Genomic DNA, 19408 nt, shown 5'->3' with positions numbered 1-19408 from the left:
TCACTGCGGGACCGGCATGCGGTCCCTGTTTCTTTACTTATTTCTTTTGCGCGGCGAACAGCGCGTCGAGTTTTTGCTCGAAATCATGATAGTTGATCGATTCATACAGCTCCATGCGCGTCTGCATGGTGTCGACGACATTCTTTTGCGTACCGTCGCGGCGCAGCGCCTGGTAGACGTTTTCCGCCGCCTTGTTCATGGCGCGGAAGGCGGACAGCGGGTACAGGGCCAGGCCCACGTGGGCGCTGCGCAGTTCGTCCAGCGTGAACAGCGGCGTGGCACCGAATTCCGTGATGTTGGCCAGGATCGGCACGTTGACGGCCTTGGCAAACGTGGCGTACATGTCCAGGTCCGTGATGGCTTCCGGGAAGATCATGTCGGCGCCCGCTTCGACGCAGGCGACGGCGCGTTCCAGTGCCGCTTCCAAGCCATCGACGGCCAGCGCATCGGTGCGCGCCATGATGACGAAATTCGGGTCCGTGCGCGCATCGACGGCCGCCTTGATGCGGTCGACCATCTCTTCCTTGCTGACGATTTCCTTGCCCGGACGGTGGCCGCAGCGCTTGGCGCCCACCTGGTCTTCGATGTGCAGGCCGGCCGCGCCGAACTTGATCATCGATTTCACCGTGCGCGCCACGTTGAAGGCGGAGGAACCGAAGCCCGTGTCCGCGTCGACCAGCAGCGGCAGGTCGCATACGTCGGTGATGCGGCGGATGTCGGTCAGCACGTCGTCCAGGCTGGAAATGCCCAGGTCTGGCAAGCCCAGCGAGCCGGCCGCGACGCCGCCGCCGGACAGGTAGATGGCCTTATAGCCGGCGCGCTTGGCCAGCAAGGCGTGGTTGGCGTTGATGGCGCCGACGACTTGCAACGGGGATTCTTCCTGGACGGCCTTGCGGAATGCGGCACCTGCTGAGTATTGAGTCATGTGTTCACCTTATGGGTTTCGGATGGTCCCGAATGTTTCATGGAGTGGCTATGAGCATTGGTATTGCAAATGCCGTGCCAGCACCATGCGCTCGCGCGGAAAATGCGCCACGGCACAGTGAAAACCAGGGAAATGGCCACGTATCGGCGCTGCACGCGTTGTCACGCCAGGGAACAGCGATGTCACGATTCAGGCCAATGATGTTTCAAATATGTTTCAATCATTCCATTTGAAACATTGAAACATGAAATATGAAACATATGAGACTGCCACCGGCGACGCGCATAAAAAAACAGCCGGCGGGCGCCGGCTGCAGATTTGCCGGAAATTCAAGGACTAGGCCAGCCGCACCAGCGGATTGGCGATGATGTTGTCGATCTGGCGCACGGCTTCTTCGCAGGCGGCGGCAATGGCGCCCTCCTCGTCGTCGCGCACGAATTGCATGGTCGAGCCTTCGAACACCTCCAGGCCTTCCGCCGTGGCGCGTTCGATGTCGCAGCTGGCCGACCATTTGCCATCGGTGGTGGGCACGGCCAGGGGAACGATTTCCCAGCCTTTATAGTGAATTTTAGAACTGCTATTCATGGGGTGCCTCCTTTGACTGACTCAATACTGGAAATCGTAGCATGAAGCGTGACCGCTAGCGACGTGTTTCACGCGCCGGCGCGCGGTCAGGCCGACTTTCAGGCTAAACGATTTACGCTGGCTCAAGGACGCAGCAGATTATCCACTTCCGTCCTGGCCACTTCCAGGCCCGCCGTGCAGGCGGTCTCGGGCGCCGCGTAGCCGCCCAGGGTACGGCTGCGCGTGATCGCCTGCGCTTCCGGCTCACCGTCGCGCTGCAGGCGGTAGGTAAAATCCCATAAATCGTCGTTATCCTTTTGCGGGGTCACGGAAATCGTAAAACCGCGGTACTGTTCGCTGCGTGCAGTGATATCGTTCATGAATTCCTCCTTGGAAGAATGAGGTTACCATGCTGCAAGCGCGAGCGTGCGCACGGCTGCGACGGAGGCATGCATGCCTGCTTATCTGTTTTCCGCATGTCAAATGTCAATTTGCAGCATTTTTTTAGCGAACTCTGGCGATATAATGCCATTCCCTTGCCCGTCCCTTGCCGCCGCGATGACTCCACAAATCCAAGCCTTCTTCGACCCGACCACCGCCACCGTCACCTACGTTGTCTACGAAGCGGATGGACGGGACTGCGCCATCATCGATTCCGTGCTCGACTACGACCCGAAGGCGGGCCGCACCTCCACCGCCTCGGCCGACAAGGTAATCGCCTTCGTGCGCGAACACGGCTTGCAGTGCCGCTGGCTGCTGGAAACCCACGCGCACGCCGATCATCTTTCCGCCGCGCCCTACCTGCAGCAGCAGCTGGGCGGCGACGTGGCCATCGGCGCCGCCATCCAGACGGTGCAGCAGGCCTTCGCGGCCGTCTATCACCAGGACGGCGCCAAAGCCGACGGTTCGCAGTTCGACCAGCTGTTCGCGCCAGACCAGGTGTTTCATATCGGCAAACTGGAAGTACGCGCCCTGCACGTGCCCGGCCACACGCCGGCCGACTTGGCGTACCAGATCGGCGACGCCGTTTTCGTGGGCGACACCTTGTTCATGCCGGACGTAGGCTCGGCCCGCTGCGACTTCCCCGGCGGTTCCGCTACCCTGCTGTACCGCTCCGTGCAGCGCTTGCTGGCCCTGCCGCCGCAGACGCGGCTGTTCATGTGCCACGATTACCCGCCCAACGGCCGCGAGGCGCGCTGGGAAGTGACGGTGGCCGAACAGCGCGCCAGCAATATCCACTTGCGCGACGGCATCACGGAAGAGCAATTCGTGGCCATGCGCACGGGCCGCGACGCCACCCTCGACATGCCGACCCTGATCCTGCCTGCCATCCAGGTCAATATCAACGCAGGCAAGCTGCCCGAGCCGGAAGACAATGGCGTGCGCTACCTGAAGATTCCGCTCAACGCGCTGTAATTTCGCGGGGCCACGCTCCGCCCCCTCCTTCCCGCCTCATCGCACCTCCCCCTGGCGCCGCCTGCCCGCGCGCCAGCGCGGCATGCGCCCCTGCCTCCCCAAGCATCAGGAATCGTGAGCCGCGCGCTCAGTATTTACGATTTGCTTCGTCCTTCGTGGCGGCTTATCGTGTATCCGCAATCGCCTGGCCCTGCCTTCCGGGAGCCCGGGCACTTGCCAGCCGGCGCCGGCCCTGTTGCCATGCACTCCACTTTCCCCCTTCCTTTGCCTGGACAGGCACCACGATGACTTACTTGACCTATGCCAGCCCCCTGCCGCCTGCGCCGCCCTTGCGCCGCATCGATGCCGCCGCAGCCAGCCAGTCCGACGACATTCCCGGCGTGTGGACGCAGGTGCGCGGCATGGCGCAGCAGCTCGCCAAGCTGATACTGCCGCGCGACAGCCCCGCCGGGCTGCCGCCATCTTGGCACAGCGCCTGGGCGCGCGCGATATGCGCCCGGCCGTGCTGCGGCCCCTGTTCGAGGACAATCCAAGCACGCAGCCGCCCATCCTGGCCAGCATCACGGCCGACCTTGCGGCCATCGCGCAGCGCGATCCCGCCTGCCCCGACAGCCTGCACGCGCGGCTGAACCTGAAGGGTTTTCACGCGCTGCAAACCTGCCGCATGGCGCACCATCTGTGGACGGCGGGCCGCAGCGAGGCCGCCTTTGCCCTGTCCAGCCATGCGGCCGGCGTCTTCGGCATCGACATCCATCCGGCCGCGCGCATCGGCGCGGGCATCATGCTCGATCAGGGCAGCGGCATCGTCATCGGCGAAACGGCCGCAGTCGACGACAACGTTTCCATCCTGCAGAACGTCACCCTGGGCGGCACCGGCAAGGAGCATGGCGACCGCCATCCGAAGATACGCTCGGGCGTGATGCTGGGCGCGGGCGCCAATATCCTCGGCAACATCGAAATCGGCACCATGAGCAAGGCGGCAGCCGGCAGCGTGGTCCTGCAGGACGTGCCCGCCCATTGCACGGTGGCCGGCATTCCCGGGCGCATCGTCCGCTGCCACCTGGCCGACAGCCCGCCCGCCTTCGAGATGGGCCAGATGCTGCAGCGGCGCCCACGCACCAGACATGGCGTCAAACGCAACAATATAGTGCAAATGATGCGTCTTCCGCCATGCCAAATCCCTCGCTACCATGGAATGACTCTTATTGGATGGACAAGCCACCTTATGAATTCGCCGTCAAAACCCCTACCTCCAAGCCAGCAGACCACCCCGGCCGGCACCGCCACGATGCCCGTGCGCGGCGCGCTTGCCAGCCTGTCCCTGTCAATGCTGCTGCCCGCGCTGGGCACCAGCATCGCCAACGTGGCCCTGCCCGACATGGCCAGGGCCCTGCATGCGCCGTTCCAGGACGTGCAATGGATCGTGCTGGCCTACCTGCTGGCCATCACCGCGCTGATCGTCAGCGTGGGCCGCCTCGGCGACATGATCGGCCGGCGCCGCCTGCTGCTGGCCGGCATCGCCCTGTTCGCCGCCGCCTCCATCCTGTGCGCCCTGGCGCCCACCCTGTGGCTGCTGGTCGCCGCGCGCGCCCTGCAGGGCCTGGGCGCGTCCGTCATGATGGCGCTGACCATGGCCTTTGTCGGCAGCACCGTGCCCAAGGCCAGGACGGGCAGCGCCATGGGCCTGCTCGGTACCATGTCGGCCGTCGGCACCACGCTCGGCCCCGCGCTGGGGGGCCTGCTGATCGCCCGCTTCGGCTGGCAATCCATCTTTCTCGTCAACGTGCCGCTGGCCGGCGTGGCGCTGCTGCTGGCCTGGCGTTACCTGCCGGCTGACCGGGGCGGCGCGCACGCCAGGCGGCCCGTGTTCGACCACCGCGGCACCTTGCTGCTGGCGCTGACCCTGGCCGCGTACGCGCTGGCCATGACCCTGGGGCGCGGCCATTTCGGCATGCGCAACGCAGCCCTGCTGCTGGCCGCCTGCGTGGGCGGCGCCCTGTTCGTCCGCGTCGAACTGAAGGCGCCGGCGCCGCTGATACGCCTGGCCATGCTGCGCGCGCCCGTGCTCAGCGCGGGCCTGGCGACCAGCATGCTGGTGTCGACGGTCATGATGTCGACCCTGGTGGTCGGTCCCTTCTACCTGGCGCGCGGCTTGGGCCTGGGCACGGCCGTCACCGGCATGGTGCTGGCGGCCGGGCCGCTGGTGGCGGCGTTCTGCGGCGTGCCGTCCGGCTGGCTGGTGGACCGCTACGGCGCGCAGCGCATGGGCGGCGCGGGCCTGTGCGGCGCGGCCGCCGCCTGCCTGGCGCTGTCCCTGCTGCCGGCCAGCCTGGGCATCCCCGGCTACGTCGCACCGATCATGCTGCTCACGGCCAGCTATGCGCTGTTCCAGGCGGCCAACAATACCGCCGTGATGGGCGACATCGCTGCCGACCAGCGCGGCCTCATCTCCGGCATGCTCAATCTGTCGCGCAATCTGGGCCTCGTCACGGGCGCCTCCGTGATGGGCGCCGTCTTCGCCGCCGGCGCTGGCGATATCGCTGGCGCCCGGCCTGCCGCCATGATCCGTGGCATGCACGCCACCTTTGCCGTCGCCAGCGCGCTGATACTCGCCGCGCTGGCCATTTTCGCGCTCGGCCGCGCCCTGGCCAAGCCCCCTACGTCTTCTGGAGACCCCGCATGATGCGCCCCCGTCCGATCCCGTCCCTGCCCTTCCCACTGCTGCTGGCCCTGGCCTGCAGCGCCACTTTATCCGGCTGCGGCCGTTCCCAGGCCGCGCCTGGCGGCCTGCCGCCCAAGCCCACCGTGTCCGTGGCCCTGCCCGAATCGTCGATGGTGCAGGCAAGCCTCGACTACACGGGCCGCATCGAACCGTCGCAGCGCGTGGAAGTGCGCTCGCGCGTATCGGGCTACTTGCAGCAAATCGCGTTTCGCGATGGCCAGCAGGTCAAGGCCGGCGATGCGCTGTTCGTCATCGACCCGCGCCCCTTCGCGGCGGCGCGCGACCGCGCCCGGGCCAGCCTGGCCCAGGCCCATGCGCGCAGCAAGCTGGCCACGGCCCAGTTCGAACGCAGCAGCCGGCTGCAGCAGACGGGCGCGGCCAGCACCGAGGAGCTGGAAAGGGCGCGCGGCGAGCTGGAAGGCGCGCAGGCGGCCGTCATGCTGAGCCAGGCGGAATTGCGCAGCGCCGAACTGGAACTGTCCTTCACCACCATGCGCGCGCCCATCGCCGGCACGGTGTCGGACCGCCGCGTCGACGTCGGCAACTACGTGGCCGGCGGCGCCGCGCAAAGTGGCGTGCTGACCACCATCGTCGCGCACAGCCCCGTGCGCGCCACGGTCGACCTGTCGGAAGCGGATTTCCAGCGCCTGCGCCAGCACAGCAGGCTGCCGTCCAAGGTGCAGCTGGCGCTCGACGGCGGCGGCCCCGCCCAGGAAGCCAGCGTCGATTTTATCGACAACGAGATCAGCGTCCGCTCGGGCACGGTGCGCCTGCGCGCCAGCCTGGCCAACGCCGACCACGCCGTCATGCCGGGCAGCTTTGCGCGCGTGCGCATTCCCGTCGGCGCGGCGCAAGAGCGCCTGCTGGTGCCCGACGCCGCCATCCTCAGCGACCAGAACAAAAAGATGGTGTTCATCGTGGACGCGGCGGGCAAGGTGGCGCCGCGCAAGCTGGAACTGGGCGGCCTGCAGGGCGACAAGCAGATCGTGCTGTCCGGCCTCGGACCGCGGGAGCGGGTCATCGTCTCCGGCGCGGCCAAGGTGCGCCCGGGCGACCAGGTCCTGGTGGCGACTCCCCGCGCCAGCGGCGCATAAGGAGCAAGCATGCGTTTTTCCCAATTTTTCATCCGCCGTCCCGTGTTCGCCATCGTGCTGTCGATCCTCATCACCCTGGTGGGCGCAGTGTCGGCCATGCGCCTGCCGATCTCGGAGTTTCCCGAGATCGTGCCGCCCACGGTGACGGTGAAGGCCAGCTACCCGGGCGCCTCGGCGCAGGAAATCGCCGATACGGTCGCCGCGCCGATCGAACAGGAAATCAACGGCGTCGACGGCATGCTCTACATGTCCTCGCAATCGGTAGGCGACGGCAAGCTGACCATCAGCGTGGTGTTCAAGCCGGGCACCAACATCGAACAGGCGCAGTCGCTGGTGCAGAACCGCGTGGCGGTGGCCGAAGCGCGCCTGCCCGACGCCGTGCGCCGGCTGGGTCTGGCCGTCAAGAAGGCCTCGCCCGACCAGCTGATGGTAGTGCTGTTCGATTCGCCGAAAGGCACGCGCGACCAGCAGTACATCTCCAACTTCATCGGCACCGCCGTCAAGGACCAGCTGGCCCGCATCGAAGGCGTCGGCGACATCTACACGCGCGGCGCGCGCGACTTCTCGATGCGCATCTGGCTCGATCCGGCGCGCGTGGCCTCGCTGGGCCTGAGCGCGCCGGAAGTGATAGCGGCGGTACGGCAAGCCAACTCGCAGGTCGCCGCCGGGGTATTGAACCAGCCGCCCGGCGGCAGCGATGGCGCCTACCAGGTGCAGGTGCAGGCGCAAAGCCGCTTGCGCGACGTGGCCGAATTCGAGGCCATCATCGTCGCCGCCCATGCCAAGGGCGGCGTGGTACGCCTGCGCGACGTGGCGCGCGTCGAGATGGGCGCGCAGGATTACGCGGAAAGCGGCTTCGTCGACAACCGCACGGCCATCGCGCTGAGCATCAGCCTGCTGCCCGGCTCGAACGCGCTGGCCACCGGCGACCGCGTGCTGGCGCTGCTGGCCAAAATGGAAGCCGATTTCCCGCAGGACGTCGCCTACCATGCCTATTACAATCCGACCGAATTCATCCGTTCCTCGATCGACAAGGTGCGCGACACCATCTTCGAGGCGGCACTGCTGGTGTGCCTGGCCATGCTGCTGTTCCTCGGCTCGTGGCGCGCCGCCATCATTCCCATCCTGGCCATTCCCGTGTCCCTGGTCGGCACCTTCACGGTGCTGGCCGCGATGGGCTATTCCCTCAATACGCTGTCGCTGTTCGGCCTGGTGCTGGCGATCGGCATCGTCGTCGATGACGCCATCGTGGTAGTGGAAAACGTCGAGCGCCACATGGAGGGCGGCATGAGCCCCGTCGCCGCGGCGCAGCGCAGCATGAACGAGGTGGGCTTCGCGCTGGTCGCCATCGCGCTGGTGCTGGTGGCCGTGTTCGTGCCAACGGCCTTCATCGATGGCATCTCCGGCATGTTCTACCGCCAGTTCGCCGTCACCATCGCCACCTCCACCGTGATCTCGGCACTGGTCTCGCTGACGCTGTCGCCGGCCCTGGCCGCGCTGCTGCTCAAGCCGCAGCACGATGCCAACAGCCTGGGCGCGCGCTGGATGGCCATCTTCAACCGCGGCTTTTCCCGCCTGACGGGCGGCTACGTGCAACTGACCGGGCGCATCCTCTCACGGCGCTGGCTGATGCTGCCCGTGTACCTCGTGCTGGCGGGTCTGACACTGTGGCGCCTGGACGCGACGCCACGCGGCTTCGTGCCGCAGCTGGACCGCGGCTATGCCATCGTCTCGATCCAGCTGCCGGCCGGCTCGACCCTGGCGCGCACCAGCGCAGTGGTGCAGGACGTCACGGCACGCCTGATGAGCCACCCCGGCGTGGCCCACACGGCCGCCTTCGTCGGCACCGACGGCGCCACGTTTACGTCGGCGCCCAACACGGCCGTCATCTTCACCATGTTCAAGGACTTCGGCGCGCGCGCCAGCAGTGGCCTGGACGGGCCGGCCATGCTGGGCGCCCTGCGCGGCAAGCTGGCGCCCATCAGCGCGGCGCGCGTGATGGTCATACCGCCGCCTTCCGTGCGCGGCATCGGCACCGGCGGCGGCTTCAAGCTGATGCTGCGCGACACGGGCGGCCTGGGACCGCAAGCCTTGCAGGTGGCCGCGCGCGGCATCGCCGAGGAAGCGGCCAGGCTGCCCTCGGTGACGGGCGCCTTCACGCCGTTCAACGCCATGAGCCCGCAGATCAAGGTTGAACTGGACAGCACCAGGGCCGAATACCTGGGCGTGCCGCCGCTGCGCATCAACGAGACCCTGCAAAGCTACCTGGCACCCGTGTTTGTCAACGACATGAACCTGATGGGCCGGGTCTGGCGCGTCACCGCACAGGCGGACGCGCCCTACCGGCGCAGCGTGGCCGACCTGGCCGCACTCAAGACGCGCGCCGCCAGCGGCGACATGGTCCCGCTGGGCAGCGTGGCCACCTTCAGCGAAGGAACGGCGCCGTTCCGCGTGCCGCACTACAACCTGTATCCTGCCGCCGAAATCCAGGGCAGCACCAGGCCCGGCTACTCGACGGGGCAGACCATCGCCGCGATGGAAGAACTGCTCAAGGCGCGCCTGCCGGCCGGCTTCGACTACGAGTGGACGGAACTGGCGCTGCAGGAAAAACACGCGGGCGCCAGCACCGGCATGGTGCTGGGACTGGCCGTTCTGCTGGTGTATCTGCTGCTGGCGGCCCTGTTTGAAAGCTGGCTGCTGCCCCTGTCCGTCGTGCTGATCGTGCCCAGCTGCGTGCTGGCCACGCTGATCGGCGTGTCGTGGCGCGGCCTGGACAACAACGTGCTGACGCAGATCAGCATCGTGGTGCTGATCGGCCTGGCCGCCAAGAACGCCATCCTGATCGTCGAATTCGCGCGCCAGGCGATGGCGGCCGGCGCCGATGCGCGCGCAGCGGCCATCGCCGCCGCCCGCACGCGCTTGCGTCCCATCCTGATGACGTCGCTGGCTTTCCTGCTGGGTGCGATACCGCTGATGCTGTCTTCCGGTGCGGGCGCGGAAATGCGCCAGTCGATGGGCACGGCCGTCTTCGCCGGCATGCTGGGCGTGACCTTGTCGGGCCTGTTGTTTACACCCTTGTTTTTCACTTTGCTGAGCAGGCGCCGCGCGGCGCCAGCCACGCACACGGTCGCGCTGGGAGAGGCCGCATGAGCCGCATGACACACTTGAACACGCGCCGCGCCGCGCCGCTGCTGGCGGCGGCCATGCTGGCCCTGGCCGGCTGCAGTGCCGGCACGCCCACGGCAACGCGGGCGCTCGAGCCGGCGCAGCTGCCGGTCCTGCCCTCGGCTGGCGACCCGGAACTGCAGGCCGGGGCGCCGCCGGCGCTGTGGTGGCAAGCACTGGGCGATGCCAGGCTGGCGCAGCTGGTGCAACGCGCCTGGCAAGACAACTACGACGTGCGCATCGCCGCCGCGCGCCTGGTCAGCGCCCGCGAGTTCGCGCAGGCCGCGCGCGGCGCCCGCCTGCCGGCGGTGGATCTCGACGCCCAGGCCGGACGCGCGCGCCTGGCGGCGATCGAGAGCCGCGGCGGCCAGCCGCACATCGCCTCGCCGTTGCAGTGGAGCGCCGTCTTCAGCTGGGAGCTCGACCTGTTCGGCCGCGTGCGCCACAGCATCACCGCTGCCGAGGCATCGGCGGACGAACGCGCCGCCGTGCGCGACGATGTGCGGCGCCTGATCCTGGCGCAGGTGGTGGACGCCTACCTGGTGCTGCGCGGCGCGCAGCAGATGCGCGCCAGCCTGCAGGAGCAGCTGTCGAACCAGTCCGGCACCCTGCAACTGGTGCGCGAGCGCGAAAGCGCCGGCCGTGCCGCGCCGGCCGAGCGCATGCGCGCCGAGGCGCAGATGCGCCTGGCCAGTGCCCGCCTGCCCAGCCTGAACGCCGAAGAACGCCTGGCGCGCAACCGGCTGGCGACGCTCACCGGACAGCGTCTCGATGCGCCGGAACTGGCGGCGCTCGACCAGCCGATGCCGCTGACGCTGCCGCAAACCTTGTTGACGGATGAGCCGGCTCACCTGCTGCTGCGCCGGCCCGACGTGCGCGCGGCCGAACGGGCGCTGGCAGCGGCCAGCGCGCGCGAAGGCGCCGCCATCGCCGAACGCTTCCCGCGCATCAGCCTGGGCGCGCTGTTTGGCGCCTCCGGCGTGGCCGGCGACTGGAATGGCGGCGATGCGGCGCGCTGGCATGCGGGCGCCGCGTTTTCCCTGCCGCTGTTCGATGGCGGCACGCGCCGCGCCCGCGCCCGCGCGGCCGGGGCCGAGGTGCAGGCCGCGCAGGCCGGCTTCGACAAGGCGCTGGCGCTGGCGCTGGAGGAAACCGACAGCGCCATCGCGCAATGGGTGCAATTGCGCAACCGCCAAGCGGAACTGCGCGAGGCGCACCGGCTGGCGCAGGAAAGCGCGCGCCTGGCGCGCGTGCGCTATCAGGAAGGCGCAGAAAGCCTGCTCGGCGTGCTCGAAGCGGAACGCATTGCGCTGGCCGCGCAGGAGCAGCTGGTGACGGCGCACCGCGACGTGGCCATCGCCACGGCGCGCGGCTATACTGCCATGGCCGGCGGCTTCGACGGGCCCGTGCAGCAGGCCGCTGCCGGCGCCATCAGCCGGCGCTGATCCGGGCCGCGCAGGCGTCGACCACGCAGCCGCGCAGCCAGCGGTGGGCGGGGTCGGCATCCATGCGCGGATGCCACATCAGCGACACGGTCAGGTCCGGCATGCCCAGCGGCAGCGCAAAGCTGAACATGCCGGCACGCAGATTGCCCGTATGCCGTTCCGGCACGGTGGCGATCAGGTCGGAGCCGGCGGCCAGCGCCAGCGCCGCCGTAAAGCCGCCGACGATGCTGGCGATCGTGCGCTGCAATCCCAGCGCGGCCAGCGCGTCGTCCATCGGTCCCGTATCCTGGTCGCGCCGCGCCACCAGCACGTGCTGGCCGGCCGCATAGCGCTCGGCGCTGATCGCTCCTTGCGCCAGCGCATGGCCGCTGCGCACCACACCCACGAAACGGTCGCCGAACAGCCTGCGCGTGCGCACTTCCGGGCTGGTGAGACTGCCGATCACGCCCGTTTCCAGGTCGATGCTGCCCTCGCGCAGCTGCACGCTTTCGCGGTCGAGCTTTTGCACGAAGCGCAGGCGCACGCCAGGCGCCTGCGCGCCGATATGCGCGAGCAGGGCCGGGCCGAAATTTTCCACGAAGCCGTCACTCGCACGCAGCGTGAACGTCTGCGCCAGCTGGCGCGGATCGAGCGCTTGCACCGGTCCCAGCACGGCCAGCGCCTCGCCCAGCAGGCGGCCCACCCGTTCGCGCAGCTCCAACGCGCGCGGCGTGGGCACCAGTTCACGCCCGGCGCGCACCAGCAGCGGATCGCCGGTCGTCTCGCGCAGGCGCGCCAGGGCGCGGCTCATGGCCGATGGACTCAGACGCAAGCGCCGCGCCGCGCGCGTGACGCTGCCTTCGGCCAGCAGGACATCGAGGGTGATCAACAGGTTCAGATCGGGTAGCGACATTGGCGCTTACTCGCCCTGCTCCGGCGCGCGGCCGATCTCGCCGTCGATATTGGCCAGGAACCACGCCAGCGACGCCATCAGCGCCACGTTGCGCTTGAGGTTATCCGGGTCGACCTTGTCCAGCGTGTCGGCCGGCGTGTGGTGGTAGTGGAAGTAGCTGTGGCTGTCGACGAGCGGCTCGAAGCTGGGCACACCGCCCGTTTCCAGCCGGTGCAGGTCGCCCGTGCCCAGCGCATCGCGGCGCGTGAACGCGTGCGCGCCCATCGGCAGCAAGGCAGCGCGCAGCGGTGCGAACAGTTTTTCCGACTTCGGCCCCACGCTGGCGAGGATGCCGAACGGGCGGCCGGCGCCGCTGTCCATCTCGATGGCCGCGTATTGTTTGCCGAGCGCCTGCTTGTGGGCCTCGAAGTAGGCCTGGCCGCCACGGCCGCCGTTTTCCTCGTTCATCCAGGCGATCACGCGGATGGTGCGGCGCGGGCGGTAGTCGAGCTTCTTCAAGGTTTCCACCACGCCCATGGCCGCCACGACGCCGGCACCGTCGTCGTGCGCGCCCGTCGCCAGATCCCAGGAATCGAGGTGGCCCGAGACCACCACCACCTCGCCGGCCTTGTCCGTGCCGGGCCAGTCGGCGATCACGTTGTAGCTGTCCGCTTCCGGCAGATTTTGCGGCGTCAGGGTCAGGTGCATTTTCAAGGGCCCGCGCGCGGCCAGGCGGCCGATCAGCAAGGCGTCTTCCACGGTGACGGCGGCGGCCGGAATGCGCTTGTTGTCATCGAGGCCCGTGGCGCCCGCGTGCGGGATGCGGAAGTTCGCGCCGCCCACCGAGCGCACCAGCGCGGCGACCGCGCCCAGGTCGGCCGCCGCCTTCGGCCCGAGGAAGCGCGCGCGCGAACCCTGGCCGTAGGTAACGCCGGCCAGGCCCCGCTCGGCCATCTCCTGGTCGAACGGCGTGTCGATCAGCACGATGGCGCCCTTCACTTCCGGCGCGCGCGCCTTGAGTTCGTCCAGGCTCTTGACGATGATCACGGGTGCCGTCAGGCCGGCGGCCGCAGTGGCGCCCGAGCCGCCCAGGGCCGTGAGCACCACGCGCTGCGAGACACCCTGCGGACGGCCCGCATAGTCGACGATTTCCGCCGTTTCCACGCCGCGCACCCAGTGCGGCACTTTCACGGGCTGCAGGGTGACGGTGGCGCCCAGCTGGCGCATGGCGTCGGCCACCTGCTGCACGGCGGCGGCCGCGCCTGCGGAGCCGGACAGGCGCGGGCCGATCAAATCCGTCATGTCGGCCAGGCGGGCGTAGGCCCAGTCGCTTTGCAGCGCCGTGTCGCGCACCTGCGCCAGCGCTTGCGGCGTATTGCCCGGTGCGGCGGCAAAGGCGCCGGCGCTGACGATGCAGCCAAGGGCGATGGATAAAACGGAACGGCGCAATGGCGCGCCAGTCAGGATGATTTGCATGTGATGTCAGTTCCAGTCAACGAGGTCGAAGCGGGTACGCCGTGGCCATGGGCAAGGCGCGGCTGTCTACGATAGCGTATTTGTTCTGTCATTGCAGCAACTTTTACGGGACCGATTGCCTCTTGCCCCCAGAGTCGATTACCATGAAGATTCGTGATCGCTACCGGAAACCGACATGCTCAAGGGAACCCTCTGCACCATCCGGCATTTGCAGGCTGCCGACCTGAATACCTATATTTCCCTCGTCAACGACCTGCCCTCGCGCGGCGAGTTTTTCTCCATGCAATTCAAGTCGCCCGAGGCCATGCGGCGCGACTTCCTGCAATCGGGCTTTGTCACCGAAGACAGCGAATTGTTCCTCATCGAAGATCACTCACAGCACATCATCGGCACGATCACGCACTTCAAGAGCCGCACGCCAGCCTCGCGCGAAATCGGTTACCGCCTGTTCGACCGGCAGCGGGACGGGCGCGGCTACATCAGCGAAGCGACGCGCCTGGTGGTCGATTACCTGTTCAGCGCCTATCCGTATCACCGGCTCGAGCTGCTGATGGACCCGCTGAACATCGGCTCCGAGCGCATCGCGCAAAAGAACGGCTTTACCCAGGAAGGCTTGATACGCCAGGCTTTCTTTATCAACGGCGTGATGCGCGACGCCAAAATGTACAGCCTGCTTCGTCCAGAATGGCAGGCGCGCCGGCGCTGACTTGTTACCGCCCCGCCCCGATTGTAATAAGTTGTATTAGACGTGGAACAAGCTTGCGGCAGCAGATATAGTCCAGTTCATGCAGATCATTGTGATCTCGCCGGAATGGAAGGAAATGCCATGTTGAACAAGAAACTCCTGGGTGCGGTAATGGTAGCGGCAGTGGCTGTGTCTTCGGCCGCAGTCGCCGGTGACCGCGACTTCAATACCGTTGCAGGCGCCGTTGTCGGGGCGGCCATTGGCAACAGCACCGGCGGACGCAATGGTGCGATCGTCGGTGGCGTGCTGGGCGCCGCAGTCGGCAACAGCATCAGCACGAATGACCGCTACTACGACCGTGGCGGCTATCGCGGCGGCTACCGCGAAACCTATTACGCGCCTGCGCCGCAACCGGTGTACTACGCCCCCGCGCCGCAGCCCGTGTACTACGCGCCGCCACCGCGCTACTACGGCCCGCCGGCTGTCGTCTACGTGCAACCGGGCCGCGGCTACTACCGCGACCATGGCCGCTACGACTACTATGACCGTGGCCACGGTCACGGCCACGGCTGGGGCCATCGCCGTTAAGCGACACCCGCCACCACATAAAACCTGCGCCAGCCTGCTGCCGCAGGTTTTTTTGCGAAACAGGCAAGGTATCGCCCCCGCACGATTTCGGCTAAGCTGTGTCCTACGATCAACATTGCTGGCCGCCTGGACCGCACCAACCGATGCATTTAATTAAAGACGCGCTCGACTTTGGCCCCTGGCTCGATGCCGCCGCCGGCACCAGCGTGGGCGCCGGCCCGATGCCCCGGCGCGAGAACCAGGACAACTTCCTGCTGATCGATGCCAGCGGCCACGCCGTCTGCCTGTCGCGGCAGGCGCCGTTCCACTGCCAGGTGCCGGGCTGGCCGCGCGGCCACGTGCGTGCCGCCGTGCTCGACGGCATGGGCGGCCACGGCCATGGGCGCGAAGCGGCGGAAGCGGCCGTGCAAGGCTTGCTTGCCGTACCCGCCTGCCTCGACACGGCCAGCCTGGCAGCCAAACTCGACCAGTTGCACACGCGCTTGCAGGATACCTTCGCCAGGACGGCGCCCGCCCAGGCGCGCCCGCCGGGCACCACCCTGACCTTGCTGGAAGTGCCGCCCGGCGAAGCCCCGCTGCTGTATCACGTGGGCGATTCGCGCCTGTATGAAATTGCCGACGGGGTTGCCAGCATCCTCACCGTCGACCACGTGCCGGCCACCGTGTACGCCATGCGCGGCGCGCTCGACGAGACGCGCTGGCGCGCCGCCGTGCACGGCGAGCACCATCCGCAAATCTCGCAGGCCTTCATTTTAGGCAACGCCATCAGCGACAGCTTGCAGCTCGACAAGCCCTTGCGCGGCCTCGATGCGGCCACCTTGCCGCCCTTCCTCGCGCACCTGGGCGACCGCCGCGTGCTGCGCGTGCGTCCCGGCGCCCACTATCTGTTGGCCAGCGACGGTTTCTGGGCCTGCGAGGATCCGCTCGCCCTCACCGCCCGCTGGCCCGCCTTGTGTGCCGGCAAGACTGCGGCTCAGGCCGTCAGCGACCTGTTCGACGACTTCCTCTTGCATCCGCCAAAAGGCTTGTATAGCGATAACATTACCGTGGTGGCGCTGCGCTTCGATGCGGCATTCACCGTCCCAGGCGGCTAGCGGCCAGGTAGCCGGCCGTGGCCGACACGGCCGACAGCACGGTGCCCCAGGCCATGTCGATCGCCGTCAAGGCCAGCGGCCAGTCGCGCAAGGTCGCATAGTTGCTCAAATCATAGGTGCCGTAGGCAAGCAGCCCCAACAGCGCGCCCAGCGCCGCCGCCGTGCGTCCGCGGCGCGCCCGCAAGCCGGGCAGGATGGCAAAGACCAGCAGTCCGGCCACGTACAGCAGATAAAACAACACGGCCGGCGCCCAGCGGGGCGTGTCCGCCAATAGCGGCCCCAGCGCCGCGGCGTACACGGGTTTCATCAGCACCGCCAGCCACAGGGCGTCGATGGCCAGAAATACGCACAAGGCGGCGCCATAGGCAATGGCAAGCTGGAACGGACGTTGGGCAGGCATGGTCATCTTTCGGCGTCAGGCGGCGTTGAGGGCAACAGTTGCGCCAGCATAATGCAAAATGCCGCCACGCTCACGACAGCCTGTATAAATGAACCATGCCCATGGCGCGCGGTCTGACGAAAGGATCTCTCCAACGTCACAGGAGCATGCCATGAGCAACACCCTTCCTACACCGCAGGCCGGCGCCGCCGGCGCGCCCGACTACGCCGCCATCAAGCAGCGCCAGCAAGCAGGCTGGGCCAGCGGCGACTTCGCCGTCATCGGCGTGACCCTGCAGCCGGTCGGCGAGTCGCTGGCCGAGGCTGCCGATATCCGCGCCCACGAAGACGTCATCGACATCGCCGCCGGCAACGGCAACGCCACCCTGGCGGCGGCGCGCCGCTTTGCCCGCGTCGTCTCCACCGATTATGTGCCGGCGCTGCTGGACAAGGGGCGCGCGCGCGCCGAGGCGGAAGGGCTGGCCGTGACCTTCCGCGTGGCCGACGCCGAAGCCCTGCCCTTCGCCGATGCCAGTTTCGACGCAGCCCTGTCGACCTTCGGCGTCATGTTCACGCCCGACCACCGGCGCGCGGCCAGCGAAATGCTGCGCGTGCTGCGTCCCGGCGGACGCATCGGCATGGCCAACTGGACCCCGGACGGCTTTATCGGGCAACTCTTCAAGACCATCGGCAAATATGTGCCGCCCCCGGCGGGCGTGGTGTCGCCGGCCCGCTGGGGCGAGGAAGCGTATGTGCGCGACCTGTTCGGCCAGGCGGCAGAGCAGGTGCACAGCCAGCGCAAGGTCTTCAATTTCCGCTACGCCTCCGCTCACCACTGGGTGCAGGTCTTCCGCGATTATTACGGCCCCGTCCACAAGGCCTTTGCCGCGCTGGACGCACCTGGCGCCGAGGCGCTGGAGCAGGAGCTGTTCGCCCTGCTCGAACGCCTGAATACAGCGGGCACTCACTCGCTGGTGGTGCCGGGCGAGTATCTGGAAGTCATCGTCAGCAAACAGCGCAGCTGAACGCAGCTGGACTGGCGATATCAAAATAACATATCTGGAAAGACATAAAATGTGTTTTTGAGCAATAGTTTCCATGACATGTATGGCAAGGTGTGACCAAGGGGATGAATTTGGGCAAAAAGAGCGCATTCAAGCGCCGCGAAAGTTGCCAAGCAGGCGCAAAAGCGCGTAAGCTCTCATGTAGAACAGAGGGCGCAATGTCCCCGCTCGATTCGAGTCAGAATGTCATGAAAAAATGCAGCAACCCGGAGCACCCGCACTGTACGTTCTGGGTCTTGCCTGGGGAAACAGTCTGCGCGGGCAACCACCCGCAAGCGACGAATGCCCCCAGCAGCTACGACCTGTTGACCGCACTGCGCAGCGCCCGTTCCGAACCATCGGCAACGGCGCTTCCGCACGCCCGTGCGCATGATGCCGGGCTGCGCGATGCGGTGATACGCGATGCTGCTCAAGCGGTGACCAGCCTGACCAACCCCATGCCAGCCTCGCCCCCCGCCAGCCTGCCGGCATTTACCCCAGTGCCCGCCGCACAGCCGGCCACTGCGCCCGCCTACCAGCCGATACATGCCCACCTGCACATCAGCGGCTTCGATCCCCGCGCGGCAGGCGGACGGCAAACGCTGAAAATGGAATTGCGCGGCATGAGCGCCGCCTGCGCGCCGCAGCTGACCTTGCGCCTGCGCTCGGACCTGATCCCGCGCGGCGCCGTCCAGCATGATTTCGTGCGCACCACGCGCGGCGACTGGCGCCCCGTATTTGTCGAGTTTTCCTCGCGTAACAAGGAGCACGGGCAATACCAGATCGAGGTCGAAGTGCACAGCCACGTCGACGGCGCCGTGGCGCAGAAATGGGTATGCACGTTTGTCATCCTCGTACCGCGCCGCGACGCCACCCTGACGGAAATCCACCAGATTTTCCTCAGCACGCACAAGAACGTGCGCGTGATGGCCGACGACGCCTCGATTGCCCGCGTGACGGGCGGCGACGGCTGCAACCTCGACGTCACCGCGCGCAATGCCGGCATCGCCCACGTGGATTTGTCTGCCCCGCAAGGCAAGATCGACATGGGCTTTACCACCATCGCCTGGGACGAGGAATTGATCGAAGTCGACCTGCCCGCCGCCAGCCACTGCCATCCGCACCCGAGCCAGGCTGCCTGCCTGGTCAATGCGGCGCCGGAAGCGGGCGAGCAGCGCCAGATCCGCCTGTTCGCGCTGGAAGAATGCATGCTGGGACGCTTCGAGCTGGTGGACCCCGAAGCCGATGTGCTGCTCAGCCATTTCAGCCCCGACGGCCAGGACAACAATGGCTTGACGCGCCGCCTGTCGGGCCGCCACGCCATCATCCGGCGCAGCCAGCAAGGCTTTGAAATCGAGGACGTGTCGCGCTACGGCGTGCTGCTCGACGGCGTCTGGCCGGGCAAGCACAAGCCCGTGCCGCTGCGCCTGGGCATGCGCATCGAATTGTCCGCCAGCATCAAGGGCATCGTCGTGCTCAGCGTCACGGCCATCCTCGCGCACGGCGTGATCCTGCACCGCATCGACCACGGCGCCCGCGCCGAGTGTTTTTACCTGCTGCTGCCCGACACCCAGCCCACGCCGGCAAGCCACCTGGCCACGCCGCAGGCCAGCTGCCTTCCCCTGCTGTTCCACCGCAACGGCGGTTTCTGGCACCTGGACACGGCCAGCGGCAAGGAAACCGCACTGGCCCCGGCCACACCGCTCGACAAGCTCAGCGGCTTCGCGCGGCACAACCGCTTCGCCAGCGAACCGTATCCGGAATGCTGGATCATCCGTACCGAAGGCGCGGCGCTGTGCGATAGCACCATGCAAACTGCATAAGAACACTGTTGTAAATCTGCAGTTATCCGCAAGGCACTAGCGTGGTATCAGTACGAGAAAAATCATCGACAAGCCCAGAATAAACACCGCTTCCAGCGTAAACACGATGGCGGGAATCT

Annotated in this window: 16 protein-coding genes; 10 read left to right on the top strand and 6 right to left on the bottom strand. The window is 67.3% G+C overall.

The genetic code is table 11. The features are described 5' to 3' along the window. Positions 1–37: 37 nt before the first annotated feature. The 3 genes from prpB to AC1RBA_RS00580 all read right to left on the bottom strand — a co-directional run bounded on the left by prpB (position 38) and on the right by AC1RBA_RS00580 (position 1869). Positions 38–925, bottom strand: a complete 888-nt coding sequence (gene prpB / locus AC1RBA_RS00590; protein ID WP_086136626.1) for a methylisocitrate lyase — start codon at positions 923–925, stop codon at positions 38–40. Between the two features lie 336 nt (positions 926–1261). Further along, entirely contained in the window at positions 1262–1510 is a 249-nt protein-coding gene (locus AC1RBA_RS00585; protein ID WP_034751890.1) for a hypothetical protein, read from the bottom strand. Positions 1511–1632: 122 nt separating this feature from the next. Continuing rightward, the gene (locus AC1RBA_RS00580; protein ID WP_070220955.1) at positions 1633–1869 is read right to left on the bottom strand and encodes a hypothetical protein; all 237 of its coding nucleotides are present in this window, start codon (positions 1867–1869) and stop codon (positions 1633–1635) included. Between the two features lie 178 nt (positions 1870–2047). Here AC1RBA_RS00580 and AC1RBA_RS00575 point away from each other — a divergent pair, with 178 nt between their 5' ends. From AC1RBA_RS00575 to AC1RBA_RS00555, 5 genes are all read left to right on the top strand, one after another. Beyond that, on the top strand, positions 2048–2905 hold the full coding sequence (locus tag AC1RBA_RS00575) for an MBL fold metallo-hydrolase (protein ID WP_230504756.1): 858 nt from the start codon (positions 2048–2050) through the stop codon (positions 2903–2905). Positions 2906–3368: 463 nt separating this feature from the next. After that, entirely contained in the window at positions 3369–5588 is a 2220-nt protein-coding gene (gene epsC, locus AC1RBA_RS00570) for a serine O-acetyltransferase EpsC (protein WP_492416004.1), read from the top strand. Further along, entirely contained in the window at positions 5585–6721 is a 1137-nt protein-coding gene (locus AC1RBA_RS00565) for an efflux RND transporter periplasmic adaptor subunit (RefSeq protein WP_492416002.1), read from the top strand. Before epsC ends, AC1RBA_RS00565 begins: the two co-directional genes overlap by 4 nt. 9 nt (positions 6722–6730) lie before the next feature. Beyond that, entirely contained in the window at positions 6731–9871 is a 3141-nt protein-coding gene (locus AC1RBA_RS00560) for an efflux RND transporter permease subunit (RefSeq protein WP_492416001.1), read from the top strand. Beyond that, positions 9868–11331 (top strand): efflux transporter outer membrane subunit, encoded by a 1464-nt coding sequence (locus AC1RBA_RS00555; protein ID WP_492415999.1) that lies wholly within the window; start codon positions 9868–9870, stop codon positions 11329–11331. The genes AC1RBA_RS00560 and AC1RBA_RS00555 overlap by 4 nt, the downstream gene beginning before the upstream one ends. On the opposite strand, the gene AC1RBA_RS00550 is transcribed toward AC1RBA_RS00555, so the two are convergent. Continuing rightward, entirely contained in the window at positions 11318–12223 is a 906-nt protein-coding gene (locus tag AC1RBA_RS00550) for a LysR family transcriptional regulator (RefSeq protein ID WP_070224663.1), read from the bottom strand. The genes AC1RBA_RS00555 and AC1RBA_RS00550 overlap by 14 nt on opposite strands. 6 nt (positions 12224–12229) lie before the next feature. Beyond that, complete coding sequence (locus tag AC1RBA_RS00545; protein WP_121669886.1) at positions 12230–13678, bottom strand: M20/M25/M40 family metallo-hydrolase; 1449 nt, start codon at positions 13676–13678, stop codon at positions 12230–12232. A 175-nt stretch (positions 13679–13853) separates the two neighbouring features. Between AC1RBA_RS00545 and AC1RBA_RS00540 the strand changes: the two genes are divergently transcribed. The 3 genes from AC1RBA_RS00540 (at position 13854) to AC1RBA_RS00530 (ending at position 16045) form a co-directional block, all read left to right on the top strand. After that, positions 13854–14384, top strand: a complete 531-nt coding sequence (locus AC1RBA_RS00540; RefSeq protein WP_070224661.1) for a GNAT family N-acetyltransferase — start codon at positions 13854–13856, stop codon at positions 14382–14384. 168 nt (positions 14385–14552) lie between these two features. Next, positions 14553–14951 (top strand): glycine zipper 2TM domain-containing protein, encoded by a 399-nt coding sequence (locus AC1RBA_RS00535; RefSeq protein ID WP_409028391.1) that lies wholly within the window; start codon positions 14553–14555, stop codon positions 14949–14951. Between the two features lie 143 nt (positions 14952–15094). Beyond that, entirely contained in the window at positions 15095–16045 is a 951-nt protein-coding gene (locus tag AC1RBA_RS00530; RefSeq protein WP_492402699.1) for a PP2C family protein-serine/threonine phosphatase, read from the top strand. Here AC1RBA_RS00530 and AC1RBA_RS00525 read toward each other — a convergent pair. Next, entirely contained in the window at positions 16026–16445 is a 420-nt protein-coding gene (locus AC1RBA_RS00525) for a DUF2177 family protein (protein WP_492415996.1), read from the bottom strand. The two genes, AC1RBA_RS00530 and AC1RBA_RS00525, sit on opposite strands and share 20 nt — an antisense overlap. 151 nt (positions 16446–16596) lie before the next feature. Here AC1RBA_RS00525 and AC1RBA_RS00520 point away from each other — a divergent pair, with 151 nt between their 5' ends. Next, a complete protein-coding gene (locus AC1RBA_RS00520; protein WP_492415994.1) occupies positions 16597–17448 on the top strand; it encodes a class I SAM-dependent methyltransferase in 852 nt (283 codons plus the stop codon). A 227-nt stretch (positions 17449–17675) separates the two neighbouring features. Then, positions 17676–19289 carry an FHA domain-containing protein gene (locus AC1RBA_RS00515; protein ID WP_492415992.1) on the top strand — a complete coding sequence of 538 codons (1614 nt, stop codon included), beginning with the start codon at positions 17676–17678 and terminating at the stop codon, positions 19287–19289. Positions 19290–19408 lie beyond the last annotated feature (119 nt).

Source organism: Janthinobacterium sp. GW823-FHT03B06 (assembly GCF_058796955.1).
Note: the sequence above shows the minus strand (reverse complement) of the source record. Positions and strands in the feature narration are given on the sequence as shown.

What these genes read in the sequence shown, in the direction of transcription:
- AC1RBA_RS00520 (WP_492415994.1), top strand. Translation starts at nt 16,597, where the DNA reads ATGAGCAACACCCTTCCTACACCGCAGGCCGGCGCCGCCGGCGCGCCC.
- AC1RBA_RS00515 (WP_492415992.1), top strand. Translation starts at nt 17,676, where the DNA reads ATGAAAAAATGCAGCAACCCGGAGCACCCGCACTGTACGTTCTGGGTC.
- AC1RBA_RS00575 (WP_230504756.1), top strand. Translation starts at nt 2,048, where the DNA reads ATGACTCCACAAATCCAAGCCTTCTTCGACCCGACCACCGCCACCGTC.
- AC1RBA_RS00525 (WP_492415996.1), bottom strand. Translation starts at nt 16,445, where the DNA reads ATGCCTGCCCAACGTCCGTTCCAGCTTGCCATTGCCTATGGCGCCGCC.
- AC1RBA_RS00580 (WP_070220955.1), bottom strand. Translation starts at nt 1,869, where the DNA reads ATGAACGATATCACTGCACGCAGCGAACAGTACCGCGGTTTTACGATT.
- AC1RBA_RS00555 (WP_492415999.1), top strand. Translation starts at nt 9,868, where the DNA reads ATGAGCCGCATGACACACTTGAACACGCGCCGCGCCGCGCCGCTGCTG.
- AC1RBA_RS00540 (WP_070224661.1), top strand. Translation starts at nt 13,854, where the DNA reads ATGCTCAAGGGAACCCTCTGCACCATCCGGCATTTGCAGGCTGCCGAC.
- prpB (WP_086136626.1), bottom strand. Translation starts at nt 925, where the DNA reads ATGACTCAATACTCAGCAGGTGCCGCATTCCGCAAGGCCGTCCAGGAA.
- AC1RBA_RS00560 (WP_492416001.1), top strand. Translation starts at nt 6,731, where the DNA reads ATGCGTTTTTCCCAATTTTTCATCCGCCGTCCCGTGTTCGCCATCGTG.
- AC1RBA_RS00565 (WP_492416002.1), top strand. Translation starts at nt 5,585, where the DNA reads ATGATGCGCCCCCGTCCGATCCCGTCCCTGCCCTTCCCACTGCTGCTG.
- AC1RBA_RS00530 (WP_492402699.1), top strand. Translation starts at nt 15,095, where the DNA reads ATGCATTTAATTAAAGACGCGCTCGACTTTGGCCCCTGGCTCGATGCC.
- AC1RBA_RS00585 (WP_034751890.1), bottom strand. Translation starts at nt 1,510, where the DNA reads ATGAATAGCAGTTCTAAAATTCACTATAAAGGCTGGGAAATCGTTCCC.
- AC1RBA_RS00550 (WP_070224663.1), bottom strand. Translation starts at nt 12,223, where the DNA reads ATGTCGCTACCCGATCTGAACCTGTTGATCACCCTCGATGTCCTGCTG.
- AC1RBA_RS00545 (WP_121669886.1), bottom strand. Translation starts at nt 13,678, where the DNA reads ATGCAAATCATCCTGACTGGCGCGCCATTGCGCCGTTCCGTTTTATCC.